We start from the raw sequence: 14,777 nt of genomic DNA, 5'->3' as shown, positions 1-14,777 counted from the left end.
GCTCAACAGTCAGCGTCATGTCTGTTTCCTCTTTGCGAGCCAACGCTCCAGATGATGAATATCGACGCCACCCTCATCGAACCCTTCGTCCTCGAGCATGGCCTGATGCAATGGCACGTTGGTGCGAATGCCTTCGATGCGCATCTCCGAGAGCGCGATGCGCATGCGCGCCAGCGCCTCTTCACGGGTTGCTCCGTGGGTGATCACCTTGGCGATCAGCGAGTCGTAATACGGCGGCACGACTGCGCCGCCACTCATATGCGAGTCCACCCGCACGCCGTTGCCACCCGGCAGTTCCCAAACGGAAATCTTCCCCGGACAGGGGGCGAAGGTGAACGGGTCCTCGGCGTTGATCCGGCATTCCAGCGAATGGCCAAGCGTGCGAATGTCCGACTGACGAATCGTCAACGCGTGTCCCTGGGCGATCCTTATCTGTTCCCGCACGATGTCGACACCCGACGTCATTTCCGTCACGGGATGCTCGACCTGCAGCCGCGTATTCATTTCGATGAAGTAGAACTGGCCGTTCTCGAACAGGAATTCGAAAGTGCCGGCGCCACGGTAATTCGTCTGCCGGCAGGCCTCGACGCAGCGCTCGCCCACTTGCCGGATCAATTCCGGGTCGATGCCGGGTGCGGGCGCCTCTTCCAGTACCTTCTGATGACGCCGTTGCAGCGAACAGTCGCGCGAACCGAGCCACAGGGCATTGCCGTGCGTATCGCACAGGACTTGAATTTCGACGTGACGCGGATGCTCGAGAAACTTTTCGACATAGAGCTCGGGCTTGCCGAAGGCGCGGCGTGCTTCTTCGCGCGTCACCGACACCGCCTCGAGCAACTGCTCGGGGCCCGGCACGACGCGCATGCCTCGCCCGCCGCCACCGCCCGCCGCCTTGACGATCACCGGATAGCCGATCTCCTGCGCGACCCGCAGGATCTCGGTGGGGTCGTCCGGCAGACCGCCGTCCGGGCCAGGCACACAAGGCACGCCGGCCGCACGCATGGCCCGTTTGGCGGCGACCTTGTCACCCATCGTTCGGATGGAGTCGGGCTCGGGGCCGATGAAGGCCATGCCGGCGGCCTCGACCTGCGCCGCAAAATCCGCGTTTTCCGACAGGAAGCCGTAGCCGGGATGAATCGCCTGTGCGCCGCTCACGTGCGCCGCGAACAGGATCGCGGCCCGGTTGAGATAACTCTGCCCCGGTGCGGCAGGACCGATGCACAGCGCTTCATCGGCGAGCCGGACATACCGCGCATCGGCGTCGGCCTCGGAATGGACGGCGACGGTTTTCAGACCTAATTCACGGCAGGCGCGCTGGATTCGAAGCGCGATCTCGCCGCGGTTGGCAATCAGTACTTTGTTGAACATGGTCGATCAGCCGATCCGGAACAGCGGCTGCCCGGATTCCACTTCGCTGCCCGGAGCTACAAGAATCTCCAGAACGGCGCCGCTGAGTTCGGACTCGATCGCGTTGAACATCTTCATTGCCTCGATCGTGCAGAGCACCTGCCCTTCCTTGATCGTGTCGCCGGTATTCACGAAGGGCGCCTCGCCGGGCGCCGGTGTCAGATGAACGACGCCGAACATGGGCGCACGAACGAGTTGCGGCTCACTGGCGGTTGCAGGAGCTGCCTGGGGGGTGTCGACGGATTGCGCAGGCTCGGCGTGCGGTGATTGAGCCCCTTGGCTCCCCTGGGTGCCCGAGGTGGACGTGACAGCTGCACGTTCATCGCCCGAAGGCGCCTCAGCCCGCTTGCCGCGCCGTTTCGCCTTCACAAGCTTGACCCGTTCATCGCCCTCGATGACTTCGAGCTTGGCCAGCGGAGAGTCCGCCAACAGGTCGATAAGCGCCTTAATCTTCTGGAGATCCATCTTTGAGTCCGTAGCCGGTTGGACGCGCGCCGGTCGATTGGCGTGCGCGAAGCACCGCTGGGGCAGTACGGCAACCCGATTCAATCTCCGGTTGCCTCGCCCGCGTGACGGCTAGCCTCGTCGCGCCGGCTCACTGCGAACCGGGGCGATCGACGATGGACTCAATGTATCCGGCGCATAAAAAATGCGCCAAGACGGTTTGGCTTTGTAGCGATAAGGCGCGCTTATGTATCGGCGCTATCGGCGCCGGACTCGAAGCGCACGTCGAGCGCAAGGTCGCCGGCCAGTTCCAGCAGGATGTCCTTGACGGCCGCGGCGGGCTCGGAAAGCGGCAAATGGTCGGACAGACAGACCGAAAGCGGAATCTTGATGACGGGTGAAACGATCCGGCATTGCACGACGTCGCCCGCCGCGGCTACGACTCGTGCGGTGGAATCGGGCAGGATGGTCGCACCGATCCCCGCGCTCACCGCGGCCGACAACGTCGACGCGGATTCGATTTCAGCCACGACCTTGGGGATCATCTGCACGCGCGCGAAACCCTCGTCGACGTACTTGCGCAGATAGTTGTACGGACGCGGCAGCAGCAAAGGCACGTCGCGCAACTCCGTCACGGCGATCTGCTCCTGCGTGATCCCCATGCTGCGCGGCGCCACGAGGAACAGTTCCTCGTTCATCAGAAGCTGGAACGACAGGCCGTGGACGGGCTTGTCGCCATACAGCACGGCCATGTCCATACGCCCGTTCATGATCAGTTCGCTGAGCGTCGTGCCGAAATTCTCGTTGATATAGAGCAGGATGTCCGGATGGCGGGCGCGCACGGTCCGCAGCAGCGGCAGCGACAGCGCCGACGCGCCGGTGCCGGGCGCGAGCCCGACCGAAACCTGGCCTGACAGCGTCTGACCGGCGCTCTTCACGTCGGCCTGAGCCTGTTCGTACTGGCGCAGGATCAACTGGGCGTGGCGATACAGCGTGGCGCCCGCCTCAGTGGCCGTGACGCCCCGCTTGGTGCGCACAAGCAGTTGTTGCTGGAACTCGTCTTCGAGCGTGATCAACTGCTGGCTCAGCGCCGGCTGGGCGATATGAAGCACTTCGGCGGCCTGCGTCAGGCTGCCGATATCGACGATCTTCACGAAGTACTTCAAACGCCGCAGGTTCACGGTAGTCGCGTCTCAACGTTAAGTGATGGCAACAATGATAGGGCAAGCGCCGCCCCGCGCACAGTGCTTAAAAAACCTCGCTCCCGCCCCTGCAGCGCTAAAAGCGTGGCCTGTCAGCGTATTCCCGCACGGACCCCGATGGGTAAATGCCGGACGCGCACGCGTACCGTCCTGTCATAAGTGGATGTTATTGCGCCAGCGGAAAGACGTCTTGGCTTGAACTTTTTCGCGCGCTTAAGGTGAAGCCTCATCAAATGCCGTTGAGGAGGCAAGTGTGAGTGCATCGCGAATTGCCGCGCGCGTCCAGCGAATCAAACCTTCGCCGAGCAGCGCAGCGGCCGACCGGGCCGCGGAACTGCGGCGGCAGGGGAAAACCATCGTCAACCTCGTGGTCGGCGAACCCGATTTCGACACGCCCGCGCACATTCGCCAGGCCGCTTTCGACGCGATGGAGCGCGGCGAAACGCGCTATACGCAAACCGCGGGCACGCCGGCGCTGCGCGCCGCCATCGCGGCGAAACTGCAACGTGAGAACGGTCTTTCGTACGATCCCAAACACATCATCGTGACGTGCGGCGCCAAACACGCAATTTTCAACGCGCTCGCCATCACCGTTGAAGCAGACGATGAAGTCCTGATTCCCGCCCCCTACTGGGTGTCCTACCCGGACATGGTGCTTGCCTGCGACGGCGTGCCGGTCGTCGTGCCCTGCACCGAGGAAGACAGTTTCAAGCTCACGCCCGCCGCCCTCGAAGCGGCGATTACGCCCCGTACGCGCTGGCTGATCATCAATTCGCCGACCAATCCCACGGGCGCGACGTATAGCGCCGGCGAACTGCGCGCATTGGCGGATGTGCTGTTGCGTCACCCGCAGGTGCTGGTGATGATGGACGACATCTACGAACACATCCGGTTCGAAGGCGAAGCATCACAGCACCTCTTGTCGATTGAACCCGAACTCAGCTCACGCACCCTGGTCGTCAACGGTGTGTCCAAGACCTACGCGATGACCGGCTGGCGCATCGGCTACGCCGCCGGTCCCGCCGACCTGATCGCGGCCATGGACACGCTCCAGTCCCAATCCACCAGTAACGCCAGTTCGATCAGCCAGGCCGCGGCGCTCGCAGCGCTGACGGGCGACCAGACATTCGTGCAGCAATCGGTGCGGACCTACAAGGAACGCCGCGACCACGCACTCGAAGCCCTTAACGCGATTCCCGGCATCAGTTGCAAAACGCCGGGCGGCGCTTTCTATCTGTATGTCAATTGCGGCGGCATGATCGGCCGCACCACGCCGCAAGGCAAGCTCCTCGAGGGCGACGCGGATGTCGTTCTGTATCTGCTAGAACACGCCGGCGTCGCGCTGGTTGCCGGATCGGCCTATGGCGTTTCACCCTTCTTCCGGATGTCGATCGCGACAAGCATCGACATCATCGATGAAGGCTGCAGGAAGATTGCCGCCGCGGTCGCCGCACTGAACTGAGAGTACGGCGACGACGTGAATACGTCGCGTCGTCGCTTTGAAAAAAAGACATGCCGCGCCGCGAGGACGTGGCAGTCGGTTTGGAATTTTCCATTTTTCGTCAATCTGCAAGGGGATCTACTCGTGAAAAAGCATACATTAGGCATACTAACTGGATTAGGACTGGCAGCAGTTTCTGGGATCGCGCACGCGCAGTCGAGCGTCACCCTGTACGGCATCATCGACGAAGCGGTGCGCTACGACACCCACCAGAACAAATCCGGCGGGAAGCTTTTCACGATGGGTAGCGGCGGCGAGATTCAGGGTAGCCGCTGGGGTCTGCAGGGAACCGAGGATCTCGGCGGCGGATTAGCCGCCATTTTCCAGCTCGAAGGCGGCTTTACACCGAATACCGGTGTGACGCAGCAATCCACGCCGTCCGGCGCGGCCCGCCTGTTCGGCCGCACCGCGATGGTGGGGCTGCGCAGTACCGACTACGGCACGTTGACGATGGGCCGGCAATACACGCTGGTGCATGAAATGGGCTGGACGCACGATATCTATGCGTTCGCCAATTACACCGGCACGGTCGGCTTTCAAGGTGCCGGTCTGACTGGCGGCGGCCGTCTGGACAATTCCGTGCGATATACCTCGCCGACGCTTGCAGGTTTTACCCTCAAGGGCTCGTATACGTTTGGCGGTGTAGCGGGAAATACTCACCAGAACTCGTCGCCGGCCGTCAGCCTTTCTTACGACCACGGCCCCTTGAGCGTTGGCGCGGCCTATCAGATCGTCAACGACATCGGCGGCCTGACGCCTGCGACCAGCACCTATGGCAGCACGTACTTCGGCGTGACGATCCCGGACAGCTCGCAAAAGATCTTCACCGCGGGCGCAACGTATAAGTTCGGCGCGGCGAAGGTGTTCGGCTCGTATATCTACAGCCACGTCTATCCGGCCGACTATCGCAACGACTCCTTCTCCACCGCGGTCCAGTACTTCATCACGCCGGGACTCGTGCTCGATCTGCCGTTCTACATCGACTTCGTCCATCACGCAGGTCAGAGCGGCACGCGCATCACGACCGGTCCGACGTTCGACTATTTCCTCAGCAAGCGCACCGACGTCTATGTCGGCGTGGACTACAACCATCTGACCGGCGCATGGACGACCCTCGCCGCCGCCTCCGGCTCGAACCAGCCGTTCTATGGCTTCAACTCGCTGTTCGAAGCGACAATCGGTTTGCGTCACAAGTTCTAAGGTTTGCAGTGTGGCACGTCTGTTCGGTGTCGCCTGACGCCGGCAGACCTCTCCTACGGCCGAACGGCATCGGGACGCGAAGTCTTGTCCCGATCGTCAACAATGTCATCGAGAACATGACCAGGGCGCTCGAATGAGCATCCATAAGCGTCGACTATCGGCCCAGACAACTTTGATCTTTGTCGACTGCGCCTTGAGGCGCTACCGTATAGCGTGCTGATCCCGCATTCACCGTTATAGGCCCTCACCATGCATGCACTTGTCATTCACGCCCCACTCGATCTGCGCATCGAGGACGTTCCCACGCCTGAACCGGAAGCCAACCAGTTGCTCGTACGGGTTCGGGCCGGCGGTATCTGCGGTTCGGATCTTCACTACTTCAACCATGGCGGTTTCGGCACGATTCGCATCAAGGAGCCCATGGTGCTCGGCCATGAAGTCTCGGGCGCCGTCTCGCGTGTGGGACCTGGTGTGACGGATATGCCGGTCGGTACGCGGATCTCCATCAGCCCGAGCCGGCCGTGTGGCCTGTGCCAATACTGTCAGCAAGGGCTGCAGAACCACTGCCTGGATATGCGTTACTACGGAAGCGCGATGCGCACGCCGCACGTGCAGGGCGCATTCCGGCAGGAGATCGTGATCGACCGTTCACAGGCGCACGTCGTGGCGGACTCGTTGAGCGATGCGGAAGCCGCGATGGCCGAACCGCTTTCTGTCGCCCTTCACGCCGTTCGGCGCGCGGGTCCGTTGCTCGGTAAACGGGTGCTCGTCACAGGATGTGGGCCGATCGGCGCGTTGATCGTGGCGGCCGCGCGCAGGGCCGGTGCAGCGATGATCGTGACAACCGACGTGAATGCGCTTCCGCTCGACAGCGCGAAAAAGGTCGGCGCCGACCTCGCGCTCAATATCGCGGAGACGCCGGACGCGCTCCAGCCGTTCGCCGTCGACAAGGGCAGCTTCGACGTTCTGTTCGAGGCGAGCGGCAACGCAGCAGCATTGCGCGGGGCATTCGACGTGCTCAAACCGCGCGGCGTGATCGTCCAGGTCGGCCTCGGCGGCGACATCTCGTTGCCGATCAATGTGATCGTCGCCAAGGAATTCGATCTGCGCGGCGCGTTCCGCTTTCACGAAGAATTCGCCATTGCCGTCGAACTGCTGAACAAGGGATTGATCGACGTGAAGCCCCTGATCTCGGGCATTTTCCCGTATCAGGATTCGGTCAAGGCGTTCCAGACAGCGGGCGACCGTTCAAAATCGATGAAGGTGTTGGTGAGCTTCGATTAATTGATCCCGCACGTGTGGCGACGATGACGCGGCAAGCCGCATTCTCGTCGTCATGCGTCCACCCATCACGCGAATGGGCAATGAAAGGGCGATAAAAAAAGCCGACGTCGCGATGTAGACGTCGGCTTTTTCCTTCTCCCCACACGGTGCTCAGTTATTGCATCGTGCTTCGAGCGCATCGATAAACGCGCGGTTCCAGCGGCCTTCCTTCATCGCTCGCATCGTCTCGGCTTCCGCTTCGAGAACGGCTCGCGCCTTTTCAATGAGATGCTCGGCATCGTCTTGCGGAATGGCCAGCAAGCCATCCTGATCGCCGACAACGATATCCCCCGGATTGACCACCATTCCGCCGACCGACACCGGCACATTGATTTCACCCGGACCGTCTTTATACGGTCCACGGTGCGTGACCCCACGGGCGTAAACCGGAAAATCCCGATCGCGGATCTCCGCGACATCGCGGATCGCGCCGTCTACCACCAAACCAACAACGCCGATGTGGGCCGCGTAGAACGACAGAATGCCGCCGACCACGGCGTTGTTGAGATCGCCACCAGCGTCCACGACCAGTACGTCCCCTGGGCGGCAAAACTCCAGGGCACGCAGGTAAGTCAGGTTATCCCCGCCACGCGAGCGCACGGTGACCGCAGTGCCGGCCATCGTCTTCTTGCCAGGCCGCTGATACGGGTGCAGGCCCACGCTGCCGATGTTGCGATGCATGTTGTCGCTGAGCGCAGAGACGGGGATGTCGCGCAACGCGCTAAGGATCGTATCGGCAGCCTGAGCCGCCGACGGGTTCTTCCTGATGGCTTTGTACATGGTCGATCTTCGCTTCCGGATATAAGGGGAGCGGCTCATGCAGATCAGGAACGAGTAGGCACGACACCGCTGCAACACGGATATAACGGTATATCGCCCTCGCAAATCACGCCAAGACGGGTTCGTTCTTGCACGATAGGAAACGCTTATGAAACGCAATTGCCGGAGGAGACGGCGCTGAGATGCGCCGAGGTCGACTCTCGACGATCAGTTATAGGCAGCAAAAGCAGACATTGGTTAACATCGCTCATTGTCCCTGGGATTTCACACCGATGCCCTCTTCCATCCGCAACTCGCTCGTCTGGATCTTCGACGCATTCGAGCGCGACGCCACCTATATTCGCAAACGGATGTTCGGCAGCGATGCCGCCTATATCGACGGCCTGCTATGTCTGATTGCCGCCGATCGCGACAAGCCGTGGAATGGCTTGCTGGTGTGCACCTCGCACGAACGCCACGCCGCGCTCATTGAAGAAGTACCCGCTTTGCGGCCGCATCCGGTGCTTGGAAAATGGCTTTATGTGCCGCAAGACGATCCGGCTTTTGAAACCACCGTCGAAACCATGACGGCGCTCGTGCTCGCACGCGACCCGCGCGTAGGTGTCGAACCGAAGCCGCGCAAACGGAGCGGCAAATCCACGTTGCCGAAGACATAAGGTATCGCTGCCGGCCGCCTCATCACGTGACGTCCGAACGCCAACGCTGCAGCACGTTACCTGCGTTCAGATGCTTATCGACTCATCGAACCCGGCACGCTCAACGCGCAGCACGAAGCTCAGACGGCTCGAGATAGAAATCCCTGTTCCCCGCGAGGCGCTCGACCATAAAGTCGATGAACGTCCTCACGCGCAGCGGTTGCTCGGTTCGATGGCGATAGTAGACGTAGACGGCCTCACGCTGCGTGACATGCCTGACGAGCAGTGGAACAAGTTCGCCACGCCTGATAGGCAAGGCCGCCGAAAAGCTGCCGAGTTGACCGATTGCGAGTCCAGCGAGCACGGCTTGGGTTTCCGCGTCCGTGTCATTGACGCATAAGCTAGCTGCGACGTCGCGATAGACGATCTCGTCACCTATTAGAAACTCCCACGGAGCCTGCTTGCCGGTATTCGCCCGTCGATAGCCGGTGCAACGGTGTCCGTCGAGCTCGTCGATGGTCCGCGGCGCGCCATAACGCTCGATATAGGCAGGCGAGGCGCAGACAATCAACTGGATCGGCAACAGCCGTCTCGCGATTGTGCCGCCCGACGGCGGAGAACCACCGCGAAAGCCCACGTCGGCGCGATCGCTGACGAGGTCGGTGAAGTGATCGTCGAACTGCACATCCAGTTGTACATTCGGATGCAATTCGGCGAATTCCAGGAAATATGGCCATAGCACCGTGCGCCAGAACGCGCTTGGCGCACTCACCCGCAACGGGCCCGCAATCGCCTCTTTCGATCGCCGCGCGTCGTCGAGTGCCGACGACAGTATCGCCAACGCAGGTCTCACACTGTCGAGGAGCCCCTGCCCCTCCTCGGTCAAACTCAACTTGCGTGTGGTTCGGTGGAAAAGCCGAACCCCCAGCTCCTTTTCCAGTTGCATGACCGCGTGGCTCGCGGCCTGCGGCGAGATGCCCTGATCCACGGCGGCCTTGCGCAGGCTTCCCAGCGCCGCGGCCCGGACGAATATCGTGATCGCGCGTACTTCGTTCATGGCCGCCCGAATTAGCAAATAAAAGTTGATTATCAGTCTACCAATCAGCGTCTAGTTTGTGCCAATCGACACTCCTATTATTCGTTCACTTTCACCCGAACCGTAGGAGAAACATCATGACTAACAACACAAACAACGGCTTCAAGCGCGTCTGGTTCATCACCGGCGCGACACGCGGCCTCGGCGCGCTGATCGCCCGGGCGGCCCTGGCTGACGGCAACGCGGTCGTTGCCACTGGCCGCAATGTCGCAGCGATCGCCGAGCGCTTCGGTCACTCGCCGGCACTCCTTCCCGTCGCGCTTGACGTGACCGACGAAGCTCAGGCGAAGGCCGCGGTTCAAGCCGCAGTTGATCGATTCGGCCGGATCGACGTTCTGGTCAACAACGCGGGCTTCGGTTTGCTTGGTGCCATCGAGGAGTCGAGCGACGCCGACGTGCGCCGCATGTACGACACGAACGTATTCGGCTTGCTGAATATCACACGCGCCGTTCTGCCGGTGATGCGCACGCAGCGGGCCGGTCACATCATCAATATGTCGTCGATCGGCGGCTATCGGTCAGTCGCCGGGTTCGGCGCCTATTGTTCGACCAAGTTCGCAGTTGAAGGCTTGACCGAGGCATTGCACGCCGAACTGAAGCCGCTCGGCATTCACGCAACGGTCGTGGAGCCTGGATACTTCCGTACGGACTTTCTCGACGCGTCATCGCTTGTTGTTGCCGGGAACGTGATTGCCGACTATGACGAGACGTCAGGAGCTGTTCGCCGGCTCGCTACCGGCATGAACCACAACCAGCCGGGCAACCCGGAGAAACTCGCGGCCGCCATGGTCGATCTGGTCGACGCACCAACGCCTCCGCTTCGGCTGCCGCTTGGCACCGACACGCTGAAGGCGATCGCTGAGAAGAATGCCTATGTCACGCAGGAAACCGAAACCTGGAAGGCGTTGTCGGCATCGACTGACTTTTCTGAATAAATGCTGACACTATCCGCTTCCCATTTGCGTTGGGGAATGGGAAGCGGATAGGCCGATACGCAATGGGGGTTTGCACCGAAGCCGCCGCCACTAATCCTTCATCATGCGTTGTTACGGTAACCGGGTTGTCCGTGCTAGTCCGTCTGAAAAGAACTTCCACCTCCCCACCCGGAACCTACAGATGAAAACGACTCCCGTCTGCAACGCGACACGCCGCCTGTCATTTCCCCGACCGGCTTCCACGGTAGCGCTGGTGCTCTGCGCCGCCGCCCTCAACGCACATGCCGAACAGTCAGATTTCCGCGGTGAAAGTCGCTTTGAGCCAGACTTACTGGTTGTAAGTCGAAGCGTGTACGACAACCAGTCAAGCAACGTTCAGGTTGGCGCGGTCCTACCGCCGAATTGCGGAGCCACTCAGGGCGGCTGTAGCGCGGCCACTGGCGCGCCGAGCGACGGCACCTATCCGTACGTGTGGAATAACGACGGCTATGACGGCAGCTTCGGCATCACGTCGCGGATCTTTCTCGATCAGCTCACGCCGTCAGGCGAGTGGGTCAGCTCGCTCGAAGTGCCCAACAGTTTGCAGAAAACGCCGCGACGTGACCAACTCGTCACCAGCTTCAGCTCCAAATCTGAACTCGGCCTGCACCTTTCGCTCGACGGCCAGTACCTGACCTTTATGGGCTATGTCGCGCCGGTGAATACGCTGGACGTCTCCAATTCGAACACGCCTGGCGTCGTCGATCCCACTAATCCGGTGGGGCAGAATTTCTATCGGGCAGTCGCACGCGTCGACCGTGATGGGCACTTCCGCATCACCGAGACGAATGCATATAGCGGCAACAACGGCCGTTCGGCGATTCTGAATAACCGCGATGGCGAAGATTTTTTCTACACGGCCGGCAACGCGGGTAACGGTGCCAATCCGCAACCGGCCGGGGTGATCCTCGGCGCCGGCGCACAATTCATCGACGCCACGAAAAAGCATGAGGCGCAGCAGGACCCGGGCGCACCGACGCCGGTCGCCAGCTTTTCGGTCACTGAGCTTGGCAAGCCGGCGGACAAGATCGGCAAGGACGACAACTTCCGGGGCATGACCGTATTCAACAATGTCCTCTACTTCACGAAGGGCAGCGGCAGCAACGGCGTAAACACGGTGTACTTTGTGGATACCACTGGAAACGCCTGCCCGTCTGGCACGGGTGTGCCGGCCGCCAATGCGGCATTGCCCAGCAAGGCGCTTGCTTACGACGCCGCGACGGTCCAAACCAACGGACTGCCAAGCAATATGTGCGTACTGGCCGGCTTCCCGTCGACGCCCAACAAGACCGCGACTACGCTCTCCTATCCGTTTGGCCTCTGGTTCGCCAACGCGACGACGCTCTATGTCGCGGACGAGGGCGATGGCTACACGGGCGGCCCCAATCTTTACACGCATGCGGCTGCGCAGACTGGTGCGGGTCTGCAGAAGTGGGTGTATAACGCCGGTGCGAAAAAGTGGACGCTCGCCTACACCCTGCAGGCGGGTCTGAACCTGGGCCAGCAATACACGGTGTCCGGATACCCGACCGGCTCCAATACGGCAACTGGCCTCCCGTGGGCACCGGCGACGGATGGGCTGCGCAACCTGACCGGCCGCGTCGAACATGACGGCACAGTCACGCTCTGGGCAATGACCTCGACCGTCAGCGGCAACAGTGATGTTGGCGCGGATCCGAACCAGCTGGTTGCAATTCGCGACCTGCTCGCAAATACGAGTGCGACGGGTGCCGCCCGCGAGAAATTCGTCACGTTGCGAAGCGCGGGCTTTGGTGAGGTATTGCGCGGTGTCTCGTTCACGCCGGGTACTGATCAGGACCACCGTTTCTGACGCACTGACAACAGGGTGAAGCCACGCCGCGGCGCATTCAACCGTGCGTGGCTTACCGGCTCACCCGGTTTGCACGACCTGTCAACGCATCAGGCAGCGTGGCCCTTACTCCCCTGTTCGCTGTCGAGATGCGCCATTTGCGCCGCTGCGTAACGTTCACCTGCGGCGGCCCCGTGCGGTACTGCCTGCGCGATCGCTGCCAGATCCTCAGCGCTGAGCTTCACATCAACCGCACCGAGCGCTTCGGCAAGGCGATCGCGCCGGCGCGCGCCAACGAGCGGCACGATATCGCTGCCCTGGGCCGCAACCCATGCAATCGCGATCTGCGCAACCGAAACGCCTTTGGCATCGGCCACCTCGCGCAACGCATCCACCAGCGCGAGATTGTGATCGACGTTGTCCCCCTGAAAGCGCGGACTCATGGCGCGAAAATCGCCTTTCCCCGCGGCATCCTTGCTCCAGTGGCCGCTGATCAAACCGCGGGATAACACGCCGTACGCCGTCACGCCGATCCCGAGTTCGCGGCACGTCGGCAGGATCTCGTCTTCAATGCCACGTGAAATCAGCGAGTACTCGATCTGCAGGTCACTCACCGGGTGCACCGCCGCCGCACGGCGAATGGTCGTCGCGCCCACTTCGGACAAGCCGACGTGCCGCACATAGCCGGCTTTGATCATGTCGGCAATCGCCCCGACCGTGTCTTCGATAGGCACGTTGGGATCGAGCCGCGCAGGGCGGTAGATGTCGATATGATCGACGCCCAGCCGCTGCAGCGAGTAGGCAAGAAAGTTTTTGACCGCCGCGGGACGCGCATCGTAGAGCGACCAGCCACCTGCGGGGTCGCGCATGGCGCCGAATTTCACGCTGATGATCGCCGCGTCTCGGCGTGACGGCGGCGCGCTTTTCAGGGCCTCGCCGATCAGGATTTCGTTGTGGCCGGAGCCGTAAAAATCGCCGGTATCGAGCAAAGTGATGCCGGCTTCGAGCGCGGCGTGGATCGTTGCGATGCTTTCAGCGCGGTCGGACGGACCGTACATGCCCGACATCCCCATGCAGCCAAGACCGATGGCGGAGCTTTGCGGACCCGTCTTACCCAGTTGAAGTTGCTTCATGATGTTCCTCGTTAGGTGCTTGCGCTGAAGTATCGGTCGATTTCCAGCGTGCGATAATCCATCTCAATCCGGATGACCCGTGCGGGAAAGCGAACAATGCAGGAACCCGACCTGTCCGATTTGAAAGCATTCGTCGCCGTCACACGGGCACGCGGGTTCCGCCATGCCGCACTGACGGGCGGCGTGTCAGCCTCATCGCTTAGCGAAGCGGTTCGAAGGCTCGAACAGCAGCTCGGCGTCAGGCTGCTCAACCGCACGACGCGCAGCGTCACGCCAACGGAAGCCGGGCAGCGCCTTTTCGAACGGCTCGCGCCGGCCTTCGGGGAAATCACCATCGCGCTGGATGCGGTGAACCTCTTTCGCGAGAGTCCGACTGGAACACTGAGATTAAACGTTCCGTCGATCGCGGCAAGAGAAATTCTGCCTGCCCTCCTCTCCCGCTTCCTCGCCGCTCATCCGGGTATCACCGTGGACGTCGGCACCAACGACACGTTCATCGATATCCTCGCGGCGGGCTTCGATGCCGGTATCCGCTACGACGAACGCCTCGAGCGCGACATGATCGCCGTGCCGATCGGCCCGCGCGTTCAACATTTCGTCGCGGCGGCCGCGCCGTCCTACCTCGCGGCCCGCGGCATACCGCAACATCCGGGCGAACTATTGAACCACGCGTGTATCGGACACCGCTTCGACAGCGGCGTGCTTGCGACATGGGAATTCAAGCGAGGCGACGACGTCGTGCGGATCGAGCCAAACGGACCGATGATCGCCTCCGTGATCGAACTGGAACGAGGCGCGGCCACCGCGGGACTGGGAATCGTCTACTCGTTCGATGAATTTCTGCGGCCGGCAATAGAGCAAGGCGCGCTCGTACCTGTGCTCGGCGAGTGGTGTCAAACCTTCACTGGACCGTTTCTGTACTACCCGAGCCGGACGCATATGCCGGCTCCGCTCAGGGCGTTCGTCGACTTTATTCTTGCCGCTGAAGACTCAGGTAGTCATCCGTAGGCAGGGACGCCACGGTCAACCGGTATGGGTTACGGCGCGGACCGATATCACGCGATCCACGCCGCGCCGTGCAACGACGGCGCGCTCAGCCCGCTGCGACAACATCGATGCGCAACGCTTCCCCACCGGCCACAATCGCGAGCAGATGGTCGACGTTCGGGTGTGCACCCGGACGGTTGCGCGCGTCAACCGCATGCTCGGCGAACACCTGTCGATGGCGCTGGGGATCCGCTCAAATCTGGCGGCGCCAGGTTGACGGCGGCG

The 14,777-nt window shown here is 61.8% G+C and carries 13 protein-coding genes and 1 pseudogene; 7 read left to right on the top strand and 7 right to left on the bottom strand.

Annotated features, from left to right (window positions below; all coding sequences use genetic code 11):
- Nucleotides 1–15: 15 nt before the first annotated feature.
- The 3 genes from accC to nac all read right to left on the bottom strand — a co-directional run bounded on the left by accC (nucleotide 16) and on the right by nac (nucleotide 3,032).
- The gene (gene accC, locus M0D67_RS36750; RefSeq protein ID WP_266242057.1) at nucleotides 16–1,368 is read right to left on the bottom strand and encodes an acetyl-CoA carboxylase biotin carboxylase subunit; all 1,353 of its coding nucleotides are present in this window, start codon (nucleotides 1,366–1,368) and stop codon (nucleotides 16–18) included.
- Nucleotides 1,369–1,374: 6 nt separating this feature from the next.
- Entirely contained in the window at nucleotides 1,375–1,872 is a 498-nt protein-coding gene (gene accB, locus M0D67_RS36745; protein WP_266242055.1) for an acetyl-CoA carboxylase biotin carboxyl carrier protein, read from the bottom strand.
- A 224-nt stretch (nucleotides 1,873–2,096) separates the two neighbouring features.
- Nucleotides 2,097–3,032, bottom strand: a complete 936-nt coding sequence (gene nac, locus M0D67_RS36740; protein WP_073430279.1) for a nitrogen assimilation transcriptional regulator NAC — start codon at nucleotides 3,030–3,032, stop codon at nucleotides 2,097–2,099.
- Between the two features lie 274 nt (nucleotides 3,033–3,306).
- Between nac and M0D67_RS36735 the strand changes: the two genes are divergently transcribed.
- The 3 genes from M0D67_RS36735 to M0D67_RS36725 all read left to right on the top strand — a co-directional run bounded on the left by M0D67_RS36735 (nucleotide 3,307) and on the right by M0D67_RS36725 (nucleotide 7,038).
- Entirely contained in the window at nucleotides 3,307–4,515 is a 1,209-nt protein-coding gene (locus tag M0D67_RS36735; protein WP_266242051.1) for an aspartate transaminase, read from the top strand.
- 123 nt (nucleotides 4,516–4,638) lie between these two features.
- Entirely contained in the window at nucleotides 4,639–5,754 is a 1,116-nt protein-coding gene (locus M0D67_RS36730) for a porin (RefSeq protein WP_233464787.1), read from the top strand.
- Between the two features lie 249 nt (nucleotides 5,755–6,003).
- Nucleotides 6,004–7,038, top strand: a complete 1,035-nt coding sequence (locus tag M0D67_RS36725) for an L-idonate 5-dehydrogenase (RefSeq protein ID WP_266242050.1) — start codon at nucleotides 6,004–6,006, stop codon at nucleotides 7,036–7,038.
- 150 nt (nucleotides 7,039–7,188) lie between these two features.
- Here M0D67_RS36725 and M0D67_RS36720 read toward each other — a convergent pair whose 3' ends face one another.
- Nucleotides 7,189–7,857: an RraA family protein gene (locus M0D67_RS36720; protein ID WP_266242049.1), complete on the bottom strand. Its 669-nt coding sequence runs from the start codon at nucleotides 7,855–7,857 to the stop codon at nucleotides 7,189–7,191.
- 272 nt (nucleotides 7,858–8,129) lie between these two features.
- Between M0D67_RS36720 and M0D67_RS36715 the strand changes: the two genes are divergently transcribed.
- On the top strand, nucleotides 8,130–8,513 hold the full coding sequence (locus tag M0D67_RS36715) for a hypothetical protein (RefSeq protein WP_154559415.1): 384 nt from the start codon (nucleotides 8,130–8,132) through the stop codon (nucleotides 8,511–8,513).
- Between the two features lie 100 nt (nucleotides 8,514–8,613).
- On the opposite strand, the gene M0D67_RS36710 is transcribed toward M0D67_RS36715, so the two are convergent.
- Nucleotides 8,614–9,549 carry a LysR family transcriptional regulator gene (locus M0D67_RS36710; protein WP_266242048.1) on the bottom strand — a complete coding sequence of 312 codons (936 nt, stop codon included), beginning with the start codon at nucleotides 9,547–9,549 and terminating at the stop codon, nucleotides 8,614–8,616.
- A gap of 116 nt (nucleotides 9,550–9,665) precedes the next feature.
- Here M0D67_RS36710 and M0D67_RS36705 point away from each other — a divergent pair, with 116 nt between their 5' ends.
- A complete protein-coding gene (locus M0D67_RS36705) occupies nucleotides 9,666–10,523 on the top strand; it encodes an oxidoreductase (protein WP_266242047.1) in 858 nt (285 codons plus the stop codon).
- Between the two features lie 181 nt (nucleotides 10,524–10,704).
- Nucleotides 10,705–12,393, top strand: a complete 1,689-nt coding sequence (locus M0D67_RS36700; RefSeq protein WP_266242046.1) for a hypothetical protein — start codon at nucleotides 10,705–10,707, stop codon at nucleotides 12,391–12,393.
- Nucleotides 12,394–12,482: 89 nt separating this feature from the next.
- Here the strand turns inward: M0D67_RS36700 and M0D67_RS36695 are convergent, their stop codons facing one another.
- A complete protein-coding gene (locus M0D67_RS36695; RefSeq protein ID WP_266242044.1) occupies nucleotides 12,483–13,505 on the bottom strand; it encodes an aldo/keto reductase in 1,023 nt (340 codons plus the stop codon).
- Nucleotides 13,506–13,601: 96 nt separating this feature from the next.
- On the opposite strand from M0D67_RS36695, the gene M0D67_RS36690 reads away from it, so the two are divergent.
- Nucleotides 13,602–14,513, top strand: a complete 912-nt coding sequence (locus M0D67_RS36690; RefSeq protein ID WP_266242042.1) for a LysR substrate-binding domain-containing protein — start codon at nucleotides 13,602–13,604, stop codon at nucleotides 14,511–14,513.
- 85 nt (nucleotides 14,514–14,598) lie between these two features.
- Here the strand turns inward: M0D67_RS36690 and M0D67_RS36685 are convergent.
- Nucleotides 14,599–14,721 (bottom strand): annotated as a pseudogene (locus tag M0D67_RS36685) (DUF2322 family protein); the annotation flags it as partial.
- Between the last annotated feature and the right edge of the window lie 56 nt (nucleotides 14,722–14,777).

Origin of the sequence: Paraburkholderia sp. SECH4, from assembly GCF_030511745.1 — a bacterium.
Lineage (GTDB): Bacteria > Pseudomonadota > Gammaproteobacteria > Burkholderiales > Burkholderiaceae > Paraburkholderia > Paraburkholderia madseniana.
This window is presented reverse-complemented; position numbering and strand designations above follow the sequence as displayed.

Bases quoted from the DNA above. Each gene is read 5' to 3' on its own strand.
- accC (WP_266242057.1), bottom strand. From the start codon at position 1,368: ATGTTCAACAAAGTACTGATTGCCAACCGCGGCGAGATCGCGCTTCGA.
- M0D67_RS36690 (WP_266242042.1), top strand. From the start codon at position 13,602: ATGCAGGAACCCGACCTGTCCGATTTGAAAGCATTCGTCGCCGTCACA.
- M0D67_RS36705 (WP_266242047.1), top strand. From the start codon at position 9,666: ATGACTAACAACACAAACAACGGCTTCAAGCGCGTCTGGTTCATCACC.
- M0D67_RS36715 (WP_154559415.1), top strand. From the start codon at position 8,130: ATGCCCTCTTCCATCCGCAACTCGCTCGTCTGGATCTTCGACGCATTC.
- M0D67_RS36700 (WP_266242046.1), top strand. From the start codon at position 10,705: ATGAAAACGACTCCCGTCTGCAACGCGACACGCCGCCTGTCATTTCCC.
- M0D67_RS36720 (WP_266242049.1), bottom strand. From the start codon at position 7,857: ATGTACAAAGCCATCAGGAAGAACCCGTCGGCGGCTCAGGCTGCCGAT.
- M0D67_RS36695 (WP_266242044.1), bottom strand. From the start codon at position 13,505: ATGAAGCAACTTCAACTGGGTAAGACGGGTCCGCAAAGCTCCGCCATC.
- M0D67_RS36725 (WP_266242050.1), top strand. From the start codon at position 6,004: ATGCATGCACTTGTCATTCACGCCCCACTCGATCTGCGCATCGAGGAC.
- M0D67_RS36710 (WP_266242048.1), bottom strand. From the start codon at position 9,549: ATGAACGAAGTACGCGCGATCACGATATTCGTCCGGGCCGCGGCGCTG.
- accB (WP_266242055.1), bottom strand. From the start codon at position 1,872: ATGGATCTCCAGAAGATTAAGGCGCTTATCGACCTGTTGGCGGACTCT.